The sequence below is a fragment of the Streptomyces sp. HP-A2021 genome (assembly GCF_022807935.1).
GTDB classification, from domain to species: Bacteria; Actinomycetota; Actinomycetes; order Streptomycetales; family Streptomycetaceae; genus Streptomyces; species Streptomyces afghaniensis.
This window is the reverse complement of the sequence record NZ_CP094344.1, coordinates 6,496,984-6,517,375: the sequence shown is the minus strand read 5'-3', so window position 1 is coordinate 6,517,375 and position 20,392 is coordinate 6,496,984. Positions and strand designations below refer to the sequence as shown.

The window sequence follows — 20,392 nt, the reverse complement described above, 5'->3', positions numbered from 1 at the left end:
ATTGCTACTCACCTTTAGCCAGCGCCTTGACCGCATCGGCGTTCGGGGCGTCGGTGAGAGAACCCGGCAGTACCCGTCCTCGGTTCCCCTCCGGGTTGGACAGCATCTCCGAGAGAGCCGCCGACGGGGAGAGGCCCCGCTCCTTGGCTTCCTGCAGCCTGGCGTGCCAGTGACCGCCCTCGGCGAGAGCCCGGCCGCCGGCAGCCTGGCTCGGTGCCCATGCGGCGGCGTCGTCCTCGTCACCGGCCCACACGTATCCGAGGACCTGGCCGCCCTCCTTGTCGACCACCGTCAGGTACCGCACCGGTTTGTCCGTCCGGGTCCGGTACTTCGGTGGCCCCTGCGCCACGAGATTGAAGTGCACATCCTCGGCGAAGCGCGGATTGATCGGTCGCTCACTGCTCATGAAGTCCACAGTCCCTTAACTCTGCCTGATCCTCAATCCGGCTACGGCTTCGGCCTGGGCAGCACTTCTCCGTAAAGATGCCACTTGCCGTGCGCCTCATCGAAGAACACGCGCGTCACCTTGTACTCGGAGCCCTTTGCCAGGAGCAACTCGCGTTCTCCCGGATAGTCGGAAAGGTGATCGATCCACAGGGCGGGAGTGTCCTTCGGAACCCGCAGGTGCATCCACACCGGATTCTGGTCGAACGGAGGCGGCGGCGTCTTCCCGAGAGCGGTGGAGGTGAACGCCTTGTCGTCGAAGGTCCCACCGAGCATGTCGAGCGGTGAGTCGATCGGGGCGCCGTCGACCTTGATGTGACCGACCCCTGTGCCACGCACCACCATGATGTCCTCCGGCACGGGACGGGCGCCCATGACCTTGTCCATCTCGGAGATGGTGTGCTTAAGCGAGTCGCTCACTTCGTCGCCGAAGCGCAAGTGGGAGTTGATCTGCGTGTACGCATCGCCGCTGTACGTCTTCAGCGCCTGCCGCGACTCCGCGGGCAGGTCGTCCAGGAAGTCATTCCAGTAGGCGTTTCCGTACTCCAACCCCGCCTTGTTGCTCACACTGGGGGCGGGGTTCGTGCCGCGCGCCAGTTCCGCCTCGGCCACCGCGTGCTTCTCGGCGTCGCTGAGCGCGTCGAACTGCGCGGCCGACATGGTCGGCTTGTACTCGAACGGCTCGCCCGCCCCGCCGTGCCCCGGCGTATCCGCGCCCTGGTGGCCCGGAGCGGCCGGGGCGTCGGTGCCGTGGTGTGCGGCGGCGTCCGCCGCATCGTGGCCGATGTCCGCGTGGTCGCCGGCGTGCGCCGCGTCGTCCGCGTGCCCGGCGCCGTGCGAGGCGTCGTCCCCGTGCCCCGCGCCGTGCGAGGCGTCGTCGGCATGACCGGCGCCGGGGACCTCGTGGCCCGGGCCGTGGCCGCCCGTGCCGGGGACGTCGTGACCGCCCGGGTGGGGCGCGGTCGGGACGTGGTTCGCCGGGCCCGTGGCCTGGTGGTACCACGGCGTCGAGGAACCGGGGTGAGCACCGCTGCCGGGAACGTCGGGGCCTCCCGTGTGCGGGGCCGGCGGCACGTCGTGCGCCGGGTTGGCGCCCGTCGTCTGGCTGTACCACGGGGTTCCCGCACCAGGGTGACCGCCCGTGTGCGGTGCGGTGGTCGGGGTCGGGTCGTACGACGAGGGCGGAGGCGCCTGGTCGTACGCCGACGGGGCCGGTGCGTGATCGTACGTGCCCGGCGACGGCGCGTGGCCGTACGGGGACGCGGACGGAGCGTGGCCGTACGGCGAGCCGGTCGTCGGCGTGTGGTCGTACGGTGAGCCGCCCGTCGGGGTGTGGTCGTACGCCGACGGAGCGGGTGTCGGGTCGAAGGCGCCGCCCGGGGTGTGGATCGGGGCCGTGGGGGGCGTGGTGTAGTGCCCCGGAGTGGCCGCGTTGTCCACCGTGTGCGCGGTTCCGTCGACGCTCTGGGCCATCCCTGCGTACGACGGTGTCTGGGCGCCCTGCGTCGTCCAGTGGGCCGGAAGCGTCGGGGTGGTGCCGTGCGGGACCGTCGGGGTGGTGCCGTGGGGAACCGTCGGGGTCGTGCCCTGGGGGACCGGTGTCGTGTCGATCGTGCCGTTGGGCGAGACGAGGTTGCCGTTCGGGGCCAGCTGGTGGCCGTCGGGGAGGTGGACCGAGCCGTCGGGGAGCGTGGGGATGTCGATGTTGCCGACACCCTTCAGGCCCTTGGTGATGTCGCCGATCTTCGACAGGCCCGCACCCGCGCCCTTGGCGATGTAGGTCATCGGGTCGATCACCCGGCCGGCCTTGCCCGCCACCGACAACGCCTTGGCGACCGCGCCCGCCTTGCCCGCGCCCGCCGCGGCGCCGCCCGCGCCGCCGGTGAAGACGGTGGTCAGGACGTTGAAGGTGACCGCTCCGGCGGCGCGGGCGGGGTTCTTGCCCCACTGATCCCACGCCACCAGTGCCTTGCCGGTCTCCTTCATCGCCGTGCGCGAATCACGCAGCCAGCCCGGCATCTCCTTGTCCGACGCCGTCCAGAACCACGCCTGCGCCCCGGGGATCGCCGTGATGGCCAGACCGGTCGCCAGCTGCGCCAGGCCCTTCCACGCCTGCCCCATCGCCTCCCAGCCGCCGAAGCCGACCAGGGTGCCCAGGCCCTTGATCGTGCCCCAGACACCGTCGACGATCAGCCCGTCCCACACGAAGGACTTCACCCAGTGGCCGACCTCGTACCAGTGGTGCTTCTCCTCCACCGGGTCACCCCAGGGGAGTTTGGCGTCCTTCATGTCATCGGCGTTGAAGCCGTACTGGTTCTTCTTCTGCGAACCGTCCCCGGCCACCATCTGCGTCCCGCCCCACAGAGCGGTGATCTTGTTGTGGCAGGTCCGCTCCGCAGCCCAGAACGCCGCGACCGTCGCGGTGATGTCATCACGCAGCTTGTTGTGCTCGTCGACCTTGTCCTCGTCGTACTCCCACTCGTCATCGTCCTTGACCGACGAGACAAAAGCCGCCGCGTCCGCCTTCAGCCGCTTCAGCTTCGCCACCAGCGGGCGGATCTCCGTCGCGTACGACGACAACGCCCCCGACACCGTCTCCAGATCGTCGGCGAACGCGTCCGCCTTCTCCTTCACCGGCTTCGTCGTCGCGAACAGCCGCTCCGCCTCCGGAGCGTGATAGAACGCCGACAAGCCCTGGAAGCGGGAGTGGATGTCACCACCAGCGTCCCGGACATGACCCGCGTCCTTCTTCAGATCCGCGTAGTCCGTCTCCAGCTGCTCGAGATTTCCGGTGAACTGGGGGATCTTCTCCGGCTGTATCACCGCTTACCGACTCCCGGCAGATCCACCGCAGGCGCCTGCAGCGTCTTGCGCTGGGCCTCCGCCGCCATCTCCTCATCACCGTTCAGATACGCCGTGGTGGCGTCCACCGCGCCCTGCAACGACTTACCCGCCCGCGCCGCGACGAACTTCAGATCCTTCGTCGCGTGCTCCGCGAACTGCGACAACGCAAGCGCCACCAGACCACCCTGCGCCTTCTCGCCGCCCTCACCGCCGCCCTCGGCGGAGACGGTGCCCGCGCTGGACGCCGCCGACGTCAGATGCTCACCGAACGCCTTCGCGTACTTCTCCAGCTTCGACGCCGCATCACCCGTCGTCTTCAGCACATGCGAAATACCCTGCGGCTTCAAATCCCAGCCGGGCACCGAAAACCCCCGTCACAAACAACCAACGAACTTCACCGACACACCCACAGCGGCAACAGCGGCTGCTCAGCCGATGTTGTCCACCGCCGCCTTCGCACGCTGAATCGTCGACTGCGCCGTGCCGTCGTTCTTCTCCAGCGTCGTCTTCAGCAGATGAATGATGTTCTTGACCTCTTGCGAGGCCTTGTTCCACCGCTGTTCCTTGCCGTGGTACTCATCCGCCACACCATCCGCCGTGAAGTCGGCCATCGCCGCCTTCACCTGCTTGTCACGCTCGGTGATCAGCGACTCCAGACGTCCGATCACCCCCTGGATGTTGGACTGCGCGTCCGCCGACGCACCCGTGTCATACGACCTGCGGTCCGAATCCGCGCCTGCCATCACACACCACTCCCCGAGAAACCGAACACAACCAGAAACCCAACCGGCGAAACACCGGCAGCAACCGAACGCCGCCAGCCCTCAGCGGAAACGCGCGGCGTCGAAGTTCGCCGCCGACATCTGCTGGCGCGCGTTGTCACCCTGCTCCTGGTCGCCCGAGGAGAACGCCGAGTCCATGCCCGACTGACCGCCCAGGATCGCCGACAGCGACGAGTTCAGATCCGACGCGATCCGATCCGCCCGCGCCTTGAACTGGTTGAACATCACACGACCCGAACCGTTGAACTTACCCTCCAGCGGCTGCGCCGCCGCCACCAACTGACGGACCAGACCACCCAGGTCATCCGTCGAACCACGCGTGTCACGCTGCAACGTCGACAGCGTCTGCGATCCCATGTCGAACTTCATCGCGCTAACTCGCCTCCCCCGTATGGGCCATCGCGGCGACCGCTTCCGGCCGTCCTCAAGTCTCGTCAATAATCTCTATCAACACGACAGTTGCCTGTGCAATCGGGGTCCGATTCGGTCGCAGAAGCACCACACAATCATGACCGAACCATGGGTCGGGCGGTCCGTGCCTCAGCGGGCGGACGCGGCCGTCGGGCCCTCCCGGCAGATCAGCAGCAGCGCCCGGTCGTCGTTGACATCCTTGGCCACCGCCTCGATGAGGTGCCAGGCGGCGCCGTGGAAGCCGCCCGCCACATAACGGTCGGCCTCGCCGGTGAGGCGGTCGATGCCCTCGACGATGTCGCGGTCGGAGGTCTCCACCAGGCCGTCCGTGAACAGCATCAGCACGTCACCCGGGCGGAGCGAGCCCTTCACCGGGTCGAACTGGGCGCCGTCGTACACACCGAGGAGCGGGCCCTCGGCCGCCTTCTCCTCCCAGCGGCCACTGCCCGCGCTGAGCTGGAGACCCGGCGGGTGGCCGGCGGAGTAGAGCTCGTAGTCGCCGGAGTCCAGGTCGAGGACCAGGTGGATGGAGGTCGCGAAGCCCTCGTCCCAGTCCTGGCGGAGCAGATAGCCGTTCGCGGCCGGGAGGAAGGCGTGCGGCGGGAGGGAACCCAGGAGGCCGCCGAACGCACCGGACAGGAGCAGTGCGCGGGAGCCCGCGTCCATGCCCTTGCCGGAGACGTCGGTGAGGACGGCCTCCAGCGTACGGCCGCCGTTGGTGCGCGCCGCCACCACGAAGTCGCCCGAGAAGGACTGGCCGCCCGCCGGGCGCAGCGCCATCTCCCGGTGCCAGCCGTCCGGCAGGCCGGGCAGCTTGCTCTGCACCCGGATGCGTTCGCGCAGGTCGAAGAGCATGGTGCCGCCGCGCCGCCACGGCACACCGACCCGGCTGCGGAACTGGGCCAGCAGCAAGCCGAAGAAACCGCAGGCCGCGACCACGAGCACCACACCCGGAGTGACCCTGGAGGGGCCCTCCGTGTAGGGGCCCAGCCGCACCGACTCCACGATCAGCGCCGTGGCCGCCGCCGCGTACAGGCCGAGCAGGCTCGCCGGGCGCAGCAGCAGGCCGCCCACGACGACCGGCAGGACCAGCGCGGCCGGCGAGAACCACACCGAGTTCGCCAGCGTCGCCGCCGCGATCACCGGAACCATCAGGAGCAGACCGGCCAGGGCGATCCAGTCCGAGCCGTCGCCGCGGAAGTAGTCCACGGCGGCTCGGCGCACGCCGACGCGGGCCCGGTGCCACTGCTTCTTCAACCGGGCCGTGAACGTCTCGGCTTCCGCGCGCCGCTCTCGTCCTGCTGCCATTAGTTCGGGACCCTATCCATCGGACGGGCCGCTTGGCACGGGAGGTCCTACTTGTCCCCCGTCCGAGGGCCGACTTCACAGTGAACTTCACGGTGCGCCGCCCGTCGCCGGCCGGGAGAAATTCCCTCGCTCGTCCGGCATTGCCCTGGTAGGCATGGGCCATGGTGACTGACACGGCCGGCTCCGCGGCGACCCTGCGGGTGCTTCGGCGGGACGACTGGGACACGTGGTACGACACCCTCATCCGCGCCTTCGGCGGAGTGCCCGAGTCCGCCGAGGAGCGGGAGTTGTGGGACTCGCTGACCGAGTACGACCGTTCGCTCGGTGTCTGGGACGGGGACGCCTGTGTGGGGACGGCGGGGGCGTTCTCCTTCCGGCTCACCGTGCCCGGCGGGGCCTCGGTGCCGGCCGCGGGCGTCACGATGGTGAGCGTCGCCGCCACGCACCGCCGGCGCGGTGTCCTGACGTCGATGATGCGGCGGCAGCTGGACGACGTCCGCGCCTGGGGTGAGCCGCTGGCCGTGCTCACGGCCTCCGAGCCGGCGATCTACGGCCGGTTCGGATACGGCGCCGCCACCTTCCAGTTGAACGCCGAGATCGACACGAGCCGCGTGCGGCTGGCCTCGCTGCCGGCCGGTACGGACGATGTACGCCTGCGCTACGCCGTTCCCGCCGATGTCGTCGACGTGTGCGAGGCGGTGTACGCGCGGCTGGTGCCGTCGCGGCCCGGGCTGCTGGCGCGGTTGCCCGGTTGGGACCGGCTCGGGGTGCTCGACCCGGAGAGCGAGCGGGAGGGGGCGTCGCCGCTTCAGTGCGTCCTCGCCGAGCGGGACGGGCACACGGTTGGGTACGCGCGGTACCGCGTCAAGCCGGGCTGGGAGCACGCCGGGGCCAACGGCACGGTGACGCTGGAGAACTCCGCCGCGCTGGATCCCGCGGCGGACGCGGCGCTGTTGCGGTTCCTGTTCGGTATCGACCTGACGTCGACGCTGGTGCTGCGGGGGCGGCCGGTCGACGACGCGTGGCAGTACATGGTGTCCGACATACGGCGGTGCCGGCCGCGGTTGCGGGATTCGCTGTACGTACGGCTGGTGGATGTCGGGACCGCGCTGGAGGCGCGGACGTATCAGGCGCCGGTGGACGTGGTGTTCGAGGTGGACGACGCGTTCTGTCCCTGGAACGCCGGGCGTTGGCGGCTCAGCGGGGATGCGAAGGGGGCGTCCTGCGAGCGTACGGCGGATGCGGCGGATGTCGCGTTGTCCGTACGGGAGTTGGGGGCGGCGTATCTCGGAGGCGTGTCGCTGGCCTCGCTGGGGGCGGCGGGACGGGTGCGGGAGCTGCGGCCGGGGGCGCTGGCGGAGGCGTCGCTCGGATTCGGGGCGGCTGTGCCGCCGTGGTTGCCGCACGGGTTCTGACGCCCGGGCCGTTTCAGGGGCGTTGGCAGGTCGGGCACCAGAAGAGGTTGCGGGCGGCGAGATCGGCGGTGCGGATCTCGCCGCCGCAGATGTGGCAGGGCTGGTTGGCCCTGCGGTAGACGTACACCTCGCCGCCGTGGTCGTCCACGCGGGGTGGGCGGCCCATCGCCTCCGGGGTGTGCTCCGGGCGGACCGTGTCGATGCGGTTGTTGCGGACGCCCTCGTGCATGAGCTCGACCAGGTCGGTCCAGATCTCGTGCCACTCGGGCGGGGTGATGTCCTTGCCGGGGCGGTACGGGTCGATGCGGTGCCGGAAGAGGACCTCCGCGCGGTAGACGTTTCCCACGCCGGCGATGACCTTCTGGTCCATGAGGAGGGCGGCGATGGTCGTACGGCTGCGGGAGATACGGCGGTAGGCGGTGTCCGGGTCGGCGTCGTCGCGGAGGGGGTCGGGGCCGAGGCGGTCGTGTATCGCCTGCTTCTCCGGGGGCGTGATGAGGGCGCAGGTGGTGGGGCCGCGGAGGTCGACGCAGGTGGTGTCGTTCGCGAGGCGGAGGCGGATGGTGTCGGTGGGTGGGGGTGCGGGGGTGGGGGCGAGGGTGAAGGTGACCTTGCCGAAGAGGCCGAGGTGGATGTGGATCCAGTCGGTGGCGTGGAAGCCCAGGAAGAGGTGCTTGCCGTGGGCTTCCGTGTGGGTGAGTTCCGTGCCGGTGAGGAGGGTGGCGGCGTCGGTGAACTTGCCCTGGGGGCTGGTTACGCGGGGGGTTGTGCCGAGGAAGGCGGTGGCGTAGTCGTGGGCCAGTCGGTGGATGGTGTGGCCTTCCGGCACGGGGTTCTCCTGTGATCGTCGCCGCGGGCTCCGCCGGGGGCGTGGGCTTGCCCACCCGCCCACCCGACTCGGCCGGTCAAGAGGCTGACCTCGCCTCGTGGCTCCGCCCGGGCCCCGGGGGGAGCTTTCCCACCCACCCACCCGAAGCAGTTCGCCAAGGGGCCGAGGTCGAAACGCCTCGGGGCTCCGCCCCGGACCCCGGCGGGGACTGCGTCCCCTGCACCCCTCGCGGAGCTCCGCCCCTGCACCCCGCATGGGGCTGCGCCCCTCGCCCCCGCATCAAGTCCGGGTGCGCTGGACTCCCGCTTCGAGCCCGGGTGCGCTGGACGCCCGCGTTCGGACCCGGGTGCGCTGGACGCCCGCGTTCGGACCCGGGCCCACGGGTCCCTCGCAGGAGGCCCGGGTGTGCTGGGCGCCTGGATCAGGCTCAGGTGCGTCGGATGCCCGCATCAGGCCCGGGTGCGTTAAACGCCCGTGGCGGGTTCGGGCGCTCAGTCCCCTCGTTGGGCTCGGGGACCCCTTGGGCTCGCCTCCGCACATCCACCTGGTCCCGATGGTTCAGCGGGGCTGAGGGGCTTACTGCTGGGGGTGGTGGGGCGGGATGGGAGGGAGGTCGCCCGTTGACTCGTATGCGTCGAGCATGTCGATTCGGCGGATGTGACGTTCGTCACCGGAGAACGGGGTGTTGAGGAACGTCTCGATGAAGGCCGTCGCCTCGTCCTGCGAGTGCATGCGCGCGCCCACGGCGACGACGTTGGCGTTGTTGTGCTGGCGACCGAGGGCCGCGGTCTCCTCGCTCCACGCGAGGGCCGCGCGGACGCCCTTGACCTTGTTCGCGGCGATCTGCTCACCGTTGCCGGAGCCGCCGATGACGATGCCGAGGGCGTCGGTGTCCGCGGCCGTCCGCTCCGCGGCGCGGAGGCAGAAGGGCGGGTAGTCGTCCTGGGCGTCGTAGATGTGCGGGCCGCAGTCGACGGGGTCGTGACCCGCCGCCTTCAGCCACTCGACGAGGTGGTTCTTGAGTTCGTAGCCCGCATGGTCCGAGCCGAGGTACACGCGCATGGGACGAGTGTGACACGGATGTTTCGGGGCAGGTGCGCGGGGTGGCGCTCATGAAAACTTGACGCGAGTGTGAGCCGGATTACGGAAGCTCAGGAAAACCTCAAGTAACAATCTGGATTCAAAGGTTCTCCTATTCGTTCGCCTCCGATTCACTGGACCGGCTCGTACACCGCTCGTACACCGCTCCTACGGGCAAACAGCTCCCCGGCGCAAAGGAAATCCGTTCCATGACCTCGCAGCCGACTCTCAAAACGACAGGAAACGAACCCGGTGACGGCTCCGGGCTCCAGGCCGGGCTCAAGAGCCGGCATCTCTCCATGATCGCCATCGGTGGCGTCATCGGGGCCGGCCTGTTCGTCGGGTCCAGCTCCGGTATCGCCACCGCCGGGCCCGGCATCCTCCTGTCGTACGCCCTCGTCGGCACGCTCGTCGTGCTCGTGATGCGGATGCTCGGTGAGATGTCGGCCGCCAACCCGACCTCGGGTTCCTTCTCCGCGCACGCCGACCGGGCGCTCGGGTCCTGGGCCGGTTTCTCCATCGGCTGGCTGTACTGGTTCTTCTGGGTGGTCGTGCTGGCGGTCGAGGCGACCGCCGGTGCGGTGATCCTGGAGGGGTGGATACCGGCCGTGCCGCAGTGGGCCTGGGCCCTGATCGTGATGCTGGTGCTCACCGCCACCAACCTCGTCTCCGTCGGGTCGTACGGAGAGTTCGAGTTCTGGTTCGCCGGGATCAAGGTGGTCGCGATCGCCGCGTTCATCGTCATCGGCGGGCTGGCCGTGTTCGGGCTGCTGCCGGGTGTGGACAGTGAGCAGGCCGGGCTGAGCAACCTCACCGAGCACGGGGGCTTCCTGCCCCACGGTGCCGGGGCGATCCTCACCGGTGTGCTGCTCGTCGTCTTCTCCTTCATGGGCAGCGAGATCGCCACCCTGGCCGCCGGTGAGTCCGAGAACCCGCAGCAGGCCGTCACCAAGGCCACCAACAGCATCATCTGGCGTGTCGCCGTGTTCTACCTCGGCTCGATCTTCGTCGTGGTGTCCCTGCTGCCCTGGGACAGCAAGTCCATCACCAAGGACGGCTCGTACGTCGCCGCGCTCGACTCCCTCGGCATTCCGCACGCCGGTCAGATCATGAACTTCATCGTGCTGACCTCGGTGCTGTCCTGCCTCAACTCCGGCCTCTACACCGCCTCCCGGATGGCCTTCTCGCTCGGCCAGCGCGGTGACGCGCCGAAGGGCTTCGCCCGGACGACCGCCAACGGCGTGCCGCGCACGGCGATCCTCGCGTCCGTCGCGTTCGGATTCATCGCCGTGTTCTTCAACTACAAGTTCCCCGACTCCGTCTTCCTCTTCCTCGTGAACTCCAGTGGCGCGGTCGCCCTGTTCGTGTGGCTGGTGATCTGCTTCTCCCAGCTGCGGATGCGGAGGATCATCCAGGCCGAGGCGCCGGAGAAGCTCGTCGTGAAGATGTGGCTGTACCCGTACCTGACCTGGGCGACGGCCGCGCTGATCGTGTTCATCCTCGGTTACATGCTCACCGACACCGAGCACGACGGGCGCGAGACCATCTTGCTGTCGCTGCTCGTCGCGGCGCTGGTCCTCGTCGTCGCCTTCGTGAAGGAGCAGGTCCTCGGGGGGCGGCGGGCCGCCGCTGCCGCCGCGCAGTCGCAGGAGCAGGCGCAGGACGACAGGCGGGACGAGGTTTCGGCCGGCTGACCGGCCCTTCCGCGGTGCCCCCCGTTCGTGGTGAACGGGGGGGCTTTCGCGTTGCCGCCTACAGCACCGTGAAGCTGTCCTTGACCCTCTCGTACGTGCGGAGGGCTTGCGGTTCGATACCGGAGTCGTACCAGGTGTTGATCTGGTACGACTTGCCGTCCACGTTGAAGCCGAGCAGGCGGGCGTGCCAGTGGACGCCCTTCAGCGTGAACGTGTACTCCCAGACCACCGCCGGGTGGCCTCGGAACGTCGTCTCCTCCAGGCGGACCTTGCGGTAGTCCTCGCCCTGGTGGGCGTTGCGCTCCGAGGTCTGCCAGGTCTCCAGCAGGTCACCGCGGGCCAGGGACGACTTGCCGACCAGTTCCTGCGTGCCGTCCGGGGAGGTGTAGTGCACCTCCGCGCCCGTCTTCACGTCCCGCCGCCAGCCGTCGGGTGTCGCCCAGGCGAATCCTCCGGCCTCCCGGTGCGCGCCCGGCGGCAGGCTCTGCGGCCTGGATGTGCCTTCGACGGTGGGTGAGGGCTCGCCGTCGGTCGTGGGTGATGCGGAGGCCGAGGAGCCTGCTCGGGGGGTGTCGTCGCCAGGTGAGCCGGATGACGTCGCCAGCACGATTCCTACGACGGCGCCGACCGTCGCGACCGTGGCTGCCGCGGCGGCGAGCATCGTACGGCGGTGGCCGGCGCGGGGGCGGGCCGCGGCCGGAGTGGCGGGGCCGGGAAGTTCGCCCGGCGGCATCGCGGTGGGTGTAGGGATGGGTGCCGGCGTGGGGCGGGGGCCGCACTCCGTCGCCGCTTGCGCTCGGGTGAGGGAGACGGGGCTCGGGCGGGCTCTGGTCGTGGTGGGGTGGGGCGTAGTGGTGGCGGTGGCGGGTGGCGAACCGGCCTTGTTCGGCTGGGGCTTCGCCGTGGGTGTGCGTGTGGGGGTGCGGGTGGGGGCGGGCTGGCGGGGGTCCTTCGGGGTAGGCCGCCCGGGTGGCGGGAGCGGGGGCGAGGCCGGTGTCCGCAGGTCCGGTTCCGGGGCGGAGTGTTCGTCCGGCTCGGGGGGCTCGGGGGGCTCGGGTTCGGGCCCGGGTCGTCGCTCCGGCCTCGCGGCAGGGTCCTGAGCGGGGACCGAATCCGACACCGGCTCCACGCCCGACGGCTCCGAGTCCGGCTGCTCCGGTTCCGGCACGGGCTCCGGCTCCGGCTCCGGCAACCCCGTTGTCCGCTCAAGTCGTTCCCGTACCGGCCCCACCGCCACCGTAGGCGTCGGCGCCGGGAACGCGACCGGGGCCAAGGCCGCTTCCAGTTCCTCCAGGCGCGGGCGGACCGACGGTTCCTTCTCCAGCAGGGACGTCAGGATGTCGCGCAACGGGCCGGACGTGGCGGGGAGTTCGGGCTCCTCGTACAGGACCGCGTGCAGGGTCGCCAGCGTGGTGTCGCGGGCGAAGGGGGAACGGCCGCCGAGGGCCGCGCAGAGGGTCGCGCCGAGGGACCAGACGTCGGACGGTGGGCCCTGCGGGCGGCCGGAGATGCGCTCGGGGGCCATGTAGTCGGGCGAGCCGACCAGCATGCCGACCATGGTGAGCGCCTTGGCGTCCTGGATCGCGGCGATGCCGAAGTCCGTGAGGACGACACGCCGAGCGGCGGTGCCGCGTGCCGGTCCGGCGGGCCCGCTCCCGGTCTCCACGAGCACGTTGCCCGGTTTGATGTCCCGGTGCAGTACTCCCCGCGCATGGACCTGCCGCAGCGCCGCGACCAGGCCGAGTCCGATCCGGGCCGTGTCGCCGGGGTCCAGTGGGCCCTCCTCCGCGAGGATCCGTTCGAGGGAGCGGCCTGCGACCAACTCCATGACGATCCACAGGCGTTCGCCCTCGTCTACCACGTCGTAGACCCGTACGACGTTGGGGTGGTCGATCCGGGCCGTGGCCCTGGCCTCGCGCAGGGTGCGTTCGCGGCGCGTCCCGCTGTCCTCCGCGTCGAGGCCGTCGATACGCATTTCCTTGACGGCGACCTGCCGGTCGAGTATTTCATCGGCGGCTCGCCACACCCGCCCCATTCCCCCCTGACCGATACTTTCGACCAGCCGATAGCGCCCCGTCACCAATATCCCTGGAACACCGCCGATGTTCGCATTCCCCGGCAATCCGCTGCACCCCCTCCGCGACGCCGCGACCGACTCCAGTGAAACACAACGGTCACACTTCGTGCCGTACCAGGATAGTGCCGGGAAATCTTGTGGTAGCTCTTTCAGTACTGGCGAATTCTGGTGCAGGCCAGGGCAGTCCAGGGGGACCAAAGGGGGGACGAACATGAGTTCTCGTCGCACGGCGGCGGTCGCGGGATCGCTGGTGGCAGCATCCTTCTCGGCCGTGGTGATCCTTTCCGGAACGGCCGGAGCGGAAGACGAAGGGCCCGCGAGCAGCAAGGGAGGAAAGGTCGTTGACGAGGCACCGGCGGGGGCGAAGCTGACCACGCTGCTGCCCGAGAAGATCTCGGTCGACAACGACTCCGAAAAGACGGCGCTCACCGCCACGGTGAAGAACGAGGGGAACAAGGACAGCGGGAAGATCCGGCTTTTGGTCGTCGGTTTCGACGGACTCACCGTCAAGAACGTCCAGGGGTGTTCCGCGATAGCCGAGAACAATCTTCCGGAGGGTTCGAACAGCGGTTTCAGCTGCCCGGTCGGCAATCTCGCGGCCGGTGAGTCGAAGTCGTACGCGGTCGACGCGACGTACGACCTGGGCAAGACCGGGAAGATCTGTCTGCCCGTGCAGACGGGCGACGGGAAGAAGACGTTCTGGCAGCAGGGCCCGGTGCCGTTCGGCACGACCAATCCGTCGCCGGACGCACCGGCGACGCCGCTGCTGCTCGGCACCGACAACGAGCCGGTCTCCCCCGGCAAGCCGGACTCCCCGGGCGGCAAGGAGCTGCCGAAGACCGGTCCGGCTCGGGATCTGCTGCCGCTGGGGGCGGCCGGTGCGTCGCTGCTCGCGGCGGGCGTGGCCGGGATGTGGTGGTCCCAGCGGCGGCGGCCAGGGGTTCAGGACGGCTGATTCAGCCCCTGCCGACCGTACTTACGCCAAAAGGCCCGCCGGGGGCGTGACGCCCCCGGCGGGCCTTTTGGTAACGCCTACGGCTTCAGCGCTTGTTCGCGAACTTCCATGCCGTCGGCAGCGCCCCCATCGCCAGCGCCGCCTTCAGCGCGTCGCCGATCAGGAACGGCGTGAGGCCGGCGGCGATCGCGGCGGTGGCGGACATGCCGGTGGCGAGAGCCAGGTAGGGCACGCCGACGGCGTAGATGATCGCCTCGCCCACGAGCATCGTGCCCGCCATGCGCAGCATCGAGCGGTCGGCGCCCCGGCGGGCCAGGGCGCCCACCACCGTGGAGGCGAGGATCATGCCGAGGATGTAGCCGAAGGAGGGGGCGACGCCGGAGGTGCCGCTCGCGAACCACGGCACACCGGCGAGGCCCGCCACGGCGTACAGCGCCAGCGCGAGGAAGCCGCGGCCGGCGCCGAGGGACGTGCCGACGAGGAGTGCGGCGAAGGTCTGGCCGGTCACCGGCACCGGGGAGCCGGGCACGGGCACCGAGATCTGCGCGGCGAGGCCGGTGAGCGCGGCTCCGCCGAGCACGAGGGCCGCGTCCCGGACACGGGATGCGGGCAGCAGGTCGGCGAGGACCTGCCCGGTGCGGGCGGGTGTGGCGGCAGCGGTGCTCATGGGGACTCCGCGAAGGTGAGGGCCGATGGGACACCGTGACGCTATCCCAGCGCGCTCACCCCGATCACCGTCAGCGCTCGACAAAGGCGTGGACCGGCAGTTGGTCGGCTTCGAACAAAGGGTGCGGGTTACAGCCACCACGGCGTGATGCCAGTCACGGTGATGGGGTGCCCTGCAACACGAGAGCGGAAAACCGGACGTCTGTAGGTTTCCCCCAACGGCGCCGAGTCCGTCGTCTCGCCCGTCGGTCACCGTCTGGGCAGCCCCGGGCCGTTTTGCTAGCGTCGCGAACATGGTTGCCCAGGCCCGGTACTTCTCGTCGCGTCGCTACGTCGACCTGCGACGCCAGGGCACGGCCACCTGTCGCCGCCCGATGTGAGGCGGGGCGGAGGGGATCCGGCTCGCCGATCGAGACGGCGCAGTGTCGGACCGGCCCCAGGAAGATACCCATGCCCCGTACCGCGGCTCCCCTTCTGACGTCCCCCATTCCCCGTGTCGCCGACAGCGACCGGCGCCGCACCAGCGCCAGTGTCGTGCTGCGGGCCGTGCTGGAGCACGGCCCGGTCGCGCGCAGCACCATCGCCCGGCTGACCGGCCTGTCGCCGGCGTCGGTGACCGCCTACTGTGCCCGGTTCGCGGAGTTGGGGCTCATCCGCGAGTCCGCCGAGCTCCGGCGCTCCGGGGGTGTGGGGCGACCGCACCAGCCGGTCGACCTGGACGACTCCCGGTTCGTGGTCGGCTCGGTGCACGTGGCGGTGCCGCACACCACGGTCGCGCTGCTGGACTTGCGCGGGCGGGTGGTGGCCCGGCGCGAGGTGAAGCACGAACGCACCGAGCCCGCGGCGGTGTTGGCGCGGGCCGCCGACGGGCTGGCGGCGCTGCTCGCCGGGACTCCCGGCAGCAAGGCGCTGTGCGTCGGTTTCGCCGCGGGTGGCTGGGTGGACCGGGACTCGGGCACCGTCGTCGAGCATCCGCTGCTGGGCTGGCGCGAGGTGCCGGTGCGGGAGGTGCTCGGCGCGCACACCGGGCTGCCGGTCCATGTGGACGGGCACGCGCGGGCGCTGGTCAACGCGGAGCGCCTGTTCGGTGGGGCACGGGGCAGCCGCAGCGTGCTGCACCTGTTCGCGGGCAACGTGGTCGACGCGGCGTTCGCCACCAACGACGAGGTGCACCACGGGCCGCGCTCCCAGGCCGGGGCCATCGCCCATCTGCCGGTGCCGGGCGGCACGGAGACCTGTGACTGCGGCCGTGTGGGCTGCCTCCAGGCCGAGTTGAGCGAGCGGACCCTCTGCCGGCGGGCCCAGGAGGCCGGGATCGTCGACGGAGTGAACCCGATGCACGTGGTCGGCGCCGCCGCGGCCGGTGACCCGATGGCCGTACGGCTGCTGACGGAGCGGTCGCGGAGGGTCGGGCGCGCGGTGGGGCTGCTGCTCGATGTGCTGAACCCGGAGCGGGTGGTCGTGACGGAGATCGGGATCATGTATCGGGAGGACTGCCTGACCGCGTTGCGGGAAGAGGTCGAAGCCGGCCGCGCCGCGACCGTGTCACCGAGCAGTTTCCCGGATTCCGTGCTGGCCGTGGCGGGCGGTTCGGTGGCGCTCGACATCCTTTACCGGGATCCGCTGGGCGTGTCACCTGAGGTCATTTAATTCAGAAACTCGGAATGTTGACAGGAGTGACGCATGGCCGGGAACATCCTGTTCATGAGCCCGCTCACGAGCTGTCGCACTCTCTGTTGCTGACCCGTTGACGCGCCCCCGGCGCCCGTTCACGGAGCGCCTTCTCCTTCCCGTGTGAAATTCACGTGAATTCCCCTGCCCGGCTTTTCCTGCCGGAATTTCGCGTGCTGTGCCGTCTTCCATCCCCAGGGAGTTCTCCCATGCCTTCGCCCCCCGTTCCCGGCCTCGACCGGCGACTGTTCCTGACCTCACTGCTCGGTGTGACAGCCGCGGCGGCCGGACTGAGCGGCTGCGCGGACAACAGCGCCGCGGCCGAGGCGGCGTCCGACGCTCCGCTGGCTTCCAGGGTTCCCGCGGGTACGAGCCTGCAGATCGCCTCGTACCAGAACGCGCAGCAACTCCAGTTCAAGCTGGCCGGGTTCCGCGACCTGCCGTTCAAGGTGGCCAACTGGCTGAACATCGGCGCGGGCCCCGATGTCATCAACGCTTTCCGCGCGAAGTCCCTGGAGGTCGCCAACAACGCGGGCATTCCTCCGATCCAGGCGCACTACCAGGGCTTCGACGCGAAGATCGTCGCGATCAACATCACCCGCAAGCCCAATTACCTGTTCGCCACCAAGCCCGGCAGTGACATTCGCGAGGTCGCCGACTTCAAGGGCAGGCGGCTGGCCTTCTCCCAGGGGCAGGCGCAAGGTGTCGTGCTGCTGCGGGCGCTGAAGAAGGCCGGGCTGGCGTACGACGACGTGGAGCTGGTGCCGCTGACCAGCAACCAGTTCCTCACCGCCCTGCAGTCCGGGCAGGTGGACATCGCCCCGCTCGCCAACACGCAGGCGCCCGCGTACCTGGCGCAGTACAAGTCCGCCCGGACCATCACCACGGACGTGGTGGACCTGCTCAACCTGCTGTGGGCGCCGGTCTCGGTGCTGAACGACTCCGCGAAGGCCGCCGCGATCGCCGCCTACATCCCCTACTGGGCGAAGAGCCAGGTGTGGACGTACGAGCACCCCGACGAGTGGAACGAGCAGTTCTACGTCGGGACGCAGAACCTGACCCCGGCCCAGGCGAAGGCGGTCACCGCGCTGGCCAACAAGCCGCTGTTCCCGCCGCGCTGGGACGAGGCGATCGCGTGGGAGCAGGAGACCGCCGATCTGCTCGCGGAGGGCGGCTTCGTGAAGAAGTTCGACGTCTCCGAGCTCTTCGACCACCGATTCGAGTCCATCGCGGCGAAGGCCGTACCCGCGGAGTACCGGAGGTGACCGCCGTGACCACGACAACGCACACGACCGCGAACGCGACCGCGAACGCGACCACGACCGCGACCAAGACCGCCTCCGCACCGCTCGCCGCCGCCGAGGAGACGCGCCAGGTGCGCCGGCGCAGGCGACTGGCCCCCGGCAGGCGGCTGCCCGCCACCCGGATCGTCGGGCCCGCCGTCGTCCTCGCCCTGTGGGTCGTCGCCTCCGCGGCCGGACTGCTCGACCCGGGCGCGATCCCGGCGCCCTGGACCGTGCTGGAGACGGCCAGCCGCCTGTGGAGCGCGGGCACGCTGCCGGACGACATCCTGACCTCGCTGCAGCGCGCGGCCACCGGCTTCGCGATCGGTCTGGCCGTGGGGATCCTGCTCGCGCTGGTGTCCGGGCTCACCCGGACCGGCGAGGCACTGATCGACGGGACGGTCAACCTCAACCGGGCGATCCCCACCCTGGGTCTGATACCGCTGTTCATCCTCTGGCTGGGCATCGGCGAGACCTTCAAGATCGCCATCATCGCGATCGTCGTCTACGTCCCGATCTACCTCAACACGCATGCCGCGCTGTCCGGCATCGACAGCCGTTTCGTCGAACTGGCCGAGGTCCAGGACCTGTCGAAGTACCGGTTCATCCGGCAGGTCGTCATCCCCGGCGCGCTGCCCGGATTCTTCGTCGGGCTGCGGCTCGGCGTGACCGGCTCCTGGCTCGGCCTGGTGGTGCTGGAGCAGATCAACGCCACCAGCGGCCTCGGCTACATGATGTTCCAGGCGCAGAACTACGGCCAGACGGACGTCATCCTCGTCGGCCTGGTCGTCTACGGCATCTTCGGCCTCATCTCCGACAGCGCGGTCCGCATCGTCGAACGGAGGGTGCTGTCATGGCGCCGCACACTGAGCAGCTGACCCGGCCCGCCGTCCAGTTGCGGGGCCTGACCCGGTCGTTCGGGGGCCGCACGGTCCTCGACGGCATCGACCTCGATCTGCCGGCCGGACAGTTCACCGCCCTGCTCGGACACAGCGGCTCGGGCAAGAGCACGCTGCTGCGGGCGATCGCCGGACTCGACCACGGCGTCACCGGCAGCGGGCAGCTCACGGCCCCCGAGCGGGTGTCGGTGGTCTTCCAGGACTCCCGGCTGCTGCCCTGGCGGCGGGTACTCGCCAACGTCCTGCTCGGACTCGACGGCAAGGACGCCGAGCGGCGCGGCCGTGGGGCCCTGGAAGAGGTGGGGCTGAAGGGCCGCGAGGGGGCCTGGCCGGGCGAGCTGTCCGGCGGGGAGGCGCAGCGCGCCGCCCTGGCCCGGTCCCTCGTCCGCGAGCCGGAACTGCTGCTGGCCGACGAGCCCTTCGGGGCGCTGGACGCGCTCACCCGGATCCGGATGCACGGCCTGCTCAGGCAGCTGTGGGAGCGCCACCGGCCCTCCGTGCTGCTGGTCACCCATGACGTGGACGAGGCGATCGTGCTCGCCGACCGGGTGCTCGTCCTCGACCAGGGCCAAATCGGCCTCGACCTGACCATCGACCGCGCGCACCCGCGGTCGTACCGCGACCCCCTGCTCGGCGAGTACCGGGAGCGGCTGCTGGCCGCGCTCGGTGTCACGGAGGACCATCGATGACCCGCAGACAGCTGCACCTCAACGCGTTCCTGATGACCACCGGCCACCACGAGGCGTCGTGGCGGCTGCCGGAGAGCGACCCGCACGCGCATGTGGACCTGGCGCACTACGTGCGGCTCGCCCGGATCGCCGAGCGCGGCACCTTCGACTCGCTGTTCCTCGCCGACGGCCCGCAGCTGTGGAGCAGTGTGGCCCAGCGGCCCGCCGGGGCACTGGAGCCGATCACCCTGCTGACCGCCCTGGCCACGGCCACCGAGCACATCGGCCTGATTGCCACGGCCTCCACCTCGTACAACTCGCCGTACAACCTGGCCCGCAAGTTCGCCACCCTGGACCACATCAGCGGCGGCCGGGCGGGCTGGAACATCGTCACCACCGCCGGTGCCGAGGCCGCCCGCAACTTCGGTCTGGACGCCGAGCCGGCGCACGCCGAGCGGTACGCGCGGGCCGCCGAGTTCCTCGACGTGGCACTGAAGCTGTGGGACAGCTGGGAGGACGACGCGATCGTCGCCGACAAGGCGGCGGGCGTGTGGGGCGACGACGCCAAGATCCATCCGCCCCGGCACCAGGGCCGCTACTTCAGCGTCGAGGGGGCGCTCAACGTGCCTCGCACGCCTCAGGGTTATCCCCTGCTCGTGCAGGCCGGCTCCTCCGAGGACGGCAAACGGTTCGCCGCCCGGTACGCGGAGGCGGTGTTCACCGCCCAGCAGACCATCGAGGACGCGCGGGCCTTCTACGCCGACCTCAAGTCGCGGGCGGTCGCGGCCGGCCGCGACGCCAACCACATCAAGGTGCTGCCCGGCATCGTGCCGGTGATCGGCTCGACGGAGGCCGAGGCGCGGGCGAACGAGCGGGTCCTGGAGGACCACATCGTGCACACGCACGGAGTGGACCGCCTGGAGCGGCTGCTGCACCTGGACCCGGGCACCCTGGACCTGGACGGCCCGCTGCCCGCCGACCTGCCGCCGGAGAGCGCCATCGAGGGCGCCAAGAGCCGCTACACGCTCATCGTCGAGCTGGCCCGGCGCGAGCGGCTCACCGTGCGGCAGCTGATCGGGCGGCTGGGCGGCGGGCGCGGGCACCTCACCTTCGCGGGGACGCCCGAGCAGGTCGCCGACACGATCGGGCTGTGGTTCGGCTCGGGCGCCGCCGACGGCTTCAACATCATGCCCGCGGTACTGCCGTCCGGCCTGGACGCCTTCGTCGAGCACGTCGTCCCGATCCTTCGTGCCCGGGGCCTGCTGCGCACCGAGTACGGCAGCTCCCGCCGGACCCTGCGGGAGCGGTACGGCCTCCCGCGCCCCGCCAACCAGCACGTCCTCGCACCGGCACTCGTCTGACCCAC

General features: G+C 70.4%; 18 protein-coding genes. 8 read left to right on the top strand and 10 right to left on the bottom strand.

The window, feature by feature from the left end:
* Nucleotides 1–4 precede the first annotated feature (4 nt).
* The 6 genes from MQE23_RS29475 to MQE23_RS29450 form a co-directional block, all read right to left on the bottom strand.
* Nucleotides 5–406: a hypothetical protein gene (locus MQE23_RS29475; RefSeq protein ID WP_037668491.1), complete on the bottom strand. Its 402-nt coding sequence runs from the start codon at nt 404–406 to the stop codon at nt 5–7.
* Nucleotides 407–447: 41 nt separating this feature from the next.
* Nucleotides 448–3,267, bottom strand: a complete 2,820-nt coding sequence (locus MQE23_RS29470; protein ID WP_243380735.1) for an ADP-ribosyltransferase — start codon at nt 3,265–3,267, stop codon at nt 448–450.
* Nucleotides 3,264–3,611: a DUF6507 family protein gene (locus tag MQE23_RS29465; RefSeq protein ID WP_020274284.1), complete on the bottom strand. Its 348-nt coding sequence runs from the start codon at nt 3,609–3,611 to the stop codon at nt 3,264–3,266. The genes MQE23_RS29470 and MQE23_RS29465 overlap by 4 nt, the downstream gene beginning before the upstream one ends.
* 105 nt (nt 3,612–3,716) lie before the next feature.
* Entirely contained in the window at nt 3,717–4,031 is a 315-nt protein-coding gene (locus MQE23_RS29460) for a pore-forming ESAT-6 family protein (protein ID WP_037670702.1), read from the bottom strand.
* 81 nt (nt 4,032–4,112) lie between these two features.
* Nucleotides 4,113–4,439: a hypothetical protein gene (locus tag MQE23_RS29455; RefSeq protein ID WP_020274286.1), complete on the bottom strand. Its 327-nt coding sequence runs from the start codon at nt 4,437–4,439 to the stop codon at nt 4,113–4,115.
* Between the two features lie 171 nt (nt 4,440–4,610).
* Nucleotides 4,611–5,789 (bottom strand): PP2C family protein-serine/threonine phosphatase, encoded by a 1,179-nt coding sequence (locus MQE23_RS29450; protein ID WP_020274287.1) that lies wholly within the window; start codon nt 5,787–5,789, stop codon nt 4,611–4,613.
* Nucleotides 5,790–5,950: 161 nt separating this feature from the next.
* Between MQE23_RS29450 and MQE23_RS29445 the strand changes: the two genes are divergently transcribed.
* Complete coding sequence (locus tag MQE23_RS29445) at nt 5,951–7,204, top strand: GNAT family N-acetyltransferase (protein WP_020274288.1); 1,254 nt, start codon at nt 5,951–5,953, stop codon at nt 7,202–7,204.
* Between the two features lie 13 nt (nt 7,205–7,217).
* On the opposite strand, the gene MQE23_RS29440 is transcribed toward MQE23_RS29445, so the two are convergent.
* Both MQE23_RS29440 and MQE23_RS29435 read right to left on the bottom strand, forming a co-directional pair.
* Entirely contained in the window at nt 7,218–8,033 is an 816-nt protein-coding gene (locus MQE23_RS29440) for a DNA-formamidopyrimidine glycosylase family protein (protein ID WP_020274289.1), read from the bottom strand.
* 576 nt (nt 8,034–8,609) lie between these two features.
* Nucleotides 8,610–9,095, bottom strand: coding sequence for a ribose-5-phosphate isomerase (locus MQE23_RS29435; RefSeq protein WP_037670704.1), 486 nt, complete (start codon nt 9,093–9,095; stop codon nt 8,610–8,612).
* A 227-nt stretch (nt 9,096–9,322) separates the two neighbouring features.
* Between MQE23_RS29435 and MQE23_RS29430 the strand changes: the two genes are divergently transcribed.
* On the top strand, nt 9,323–10,807 hold the full coding sequence (locus MQE23_RS29430) for an amino acid permease (RefSeq protein ID WP_020274291.1): 1,485 nt from the start codon (nt 9,323–9,325) through the stop codon (nt 10,805–10,807).
* Nucleotides 10,808–10,865: 58 nt separating this feature from the next.
* Here MQE23_RS29430 and MQE23_RS29425 read toward each other — a convergent pair whose 3' ends face one another.
* The gene (locus MQE23_RS29425) at nt 10,866–12,887 is read right to left on the bottom strand and encodes a serine/threonine-protein kinase (RefSeq protein WP_279345164.1); all 2,022 of its coding nucleotides are present in this window, start codon (nt 12,885–12,887) and stop codon (nt 10,866–10,868) included.
* Nucleotides 12,888–13,095: 208 nt separating this feature from the next.
* Here MQE23_RS29425 and MQE23_RS29420 point away from each other — a divergent pair, with 208 nt between their 5' ends.
* A complete protein-coding gene (locus MQE23_RS29420; protein ID WP_243380734.1) occupies nt 13,096–13,839 on the top strand; it encodes a hypothetical protein in 744 nt (247 codons plus the stop codon).
* A gap of 85 nt (nt 13,840–13,924) precedes the next feature.
* On the opposite strand, the gene MQE23_RS29415 is transcribed toward MQE23_RS29420, so the two are convergent.
* A complete protein-coding gene (locus MQE23_RS29415) occupies nt 13,925–14,506 on the bottom strand; it encodes a biotin transporter BioY (RefSeq protein ID WP_020274294.1) in 582 nt (193 codons plus the stop codon).
* Nucleotides 14,507–14,955: 449 nt separating this feature from the next.
* Here MQE23_RS29415 and MQE23_RS29410 point away from each other — a divergent pair, with 449 nt between their 5' ends.
* The 5 genes from MQE23_RS29410 (at nt 14,956) to MQE23_RS29390 (ending at nt 20,387) form a co-directional block, all read left to right on the top strand.
* A complete protein-coding gene (locus tag MQE23_RS29410) occupies nt 14,956–16,155 on the top strand; it encodes an ROK family transcriptional regulator (protein WP_243380733.1) in 1,200 nt (399 codons plus the stop codon).
* A gap of 230 nt (nt 16,156–16,385) precedes the next feature.
* Complete coding sequence (locus MQE23_RS29405) at nt 16,386–17,441, top strand: ABC transporter substrate-binding protein (RefSeq protein WP_020274296.1); 1,056 nt, start codon at nt 16,386–16,388, stop codon at nt 17,439–17,441.
* Nucleotides 17,438–18,337 (top strand): ABC transporter permease, encoded by a 900-nt coding sequence (locus MQE23_RS29400; protein WP_243380732.1) that lies wholly within the window; start codon nt 17,438–17,440, stop codon nt 18,335–18,337. The genes MQE23_RS29405 and MQE23_RS29400 overlap by 4 nt, the downstream gene beginning before the upstream one ends.
* A complete protein-coding gene (locus MQE23_RS29395; protein ID WP_243380731.1) occupies nt 18,313–19,047 on the top strand; it encodes an ABC transporter ATP-binding protein in 735 nt (244 codons plus the stop codon). Before MQE23_RS29400 ends, MQE23_RS29395 begins: the two co-directional genes overlap by 25 nt.
* Nucleotides 19,044–20,387 (top strand): LLM class flavin-dependent oxidoreductase, encoded by a 1,344-nt coding sequence (locus MQE23_RS29390; protein WP_243380730.1) that lies wholly within the window; start codon nt 19,044–19,046, stop codon nt 20,385–20,387. The genes MQE23_RS29395 and MQE23_RS29390 overlap by 4 nt, the downstream gene beginning before the upstream one ends.
* The last annotated feature ends 5 nt before the right edge of the window (nt 20,388–20,392 follow it).

Bases quoted from the DNA above. Each gene is read 5' to 3' on its own strand.
- MQE23_RS29420 (WP_243380734.1), top strand. From the start codon at position 13,096: ATGAGTTCTCGTCGCACGGCGGCGGTCGCGGGATCGCTGGTGGCAGCA.
- MQE23_RS29410 (WP_243380733.1), top strand. From the start codon at position 14,956: ATGCCCCGTACCGCGGCTCCCCTTCTGACGTCCCCCATTCCCCGTGTC.
- MQE23_RS29475 (WP_037668491.1), bottom strand. From the start codon at position 406: ATGAGCAGTGAGCGACCGATCAATCCGCGCTTCGCCGAGGATGTGCAC.
- MQE23_RS29445 (WP_020274288.1), top strand. From the start codon at position 5,951: ATGGTGACTGACACGGCCGGCTCCGCGGCGACCCTGCGGGTGCTTCGG.
- MQE23_RS29450 (WP_020274287.1), bottom strand. From the start codon at position 5,789: ATGGCAGCAGGACGAGAGCGGCGCGCGGAAGCCGAGACGTTCACGGCC.
- MQE23_RS29460 (WP_037670702.1), bottom strand. From the start codon at position 4,031: ATGGCAGGCGCGGATTCGGACCGCAGGTCGTATGACACGGGTGCGTCG.
- MQE23_RS29435 (WP_037670704.1), bottom strand. From the start codon at position 9,095: ATGCGCGTGTACCTCGGCTCGGACCATGCGGGCTACGAACTCAAGAAC.
- MQE23_RS29455 (WP_020274286.1), bottom strand. From the start codon at position 4,439: ATGAAGTTCGACATGGGATCGCAGACGCTGTCGACGTTGCAGCGTGAC.
- MQE23_RS29395 (WP_243380731.1), top strand. From the start codon at position 18,313: ATGGCGCCGCACACTGAGCAGCTGACCCGGCCCGCCGTCCAGTTGCGG.
- MQE23_RS29430 (WP_020274291.1), top strand. From the start codon at position 9,323: ATGACCTCGCAGCCGACTCTCAAAACGACAGGAAACGAACCCGGTGAC.
- MQE23_RS29415 (WP_020274294.1), bottom strand. From the start codon at position 14,506: ATGAGCACCGCTGCCGCCACACCCGCCCGCACCGGGCAGGTCCTCGCC.
- MQE23_RS29390 (WP_243380730.1), top strand. From the start codon at position 19,044: ATGACCCGCAGACAGCTGCACCTCAACGCGTTCCTGATGACCACCGGC.
- MQE23_RS29405 (WP_020274296.1), top strand. From the start codon at position 16,386: ATGCCTTCGCCCCCCGTTCCCGGCCTCGACCGGCGACTGTTCCTGACC.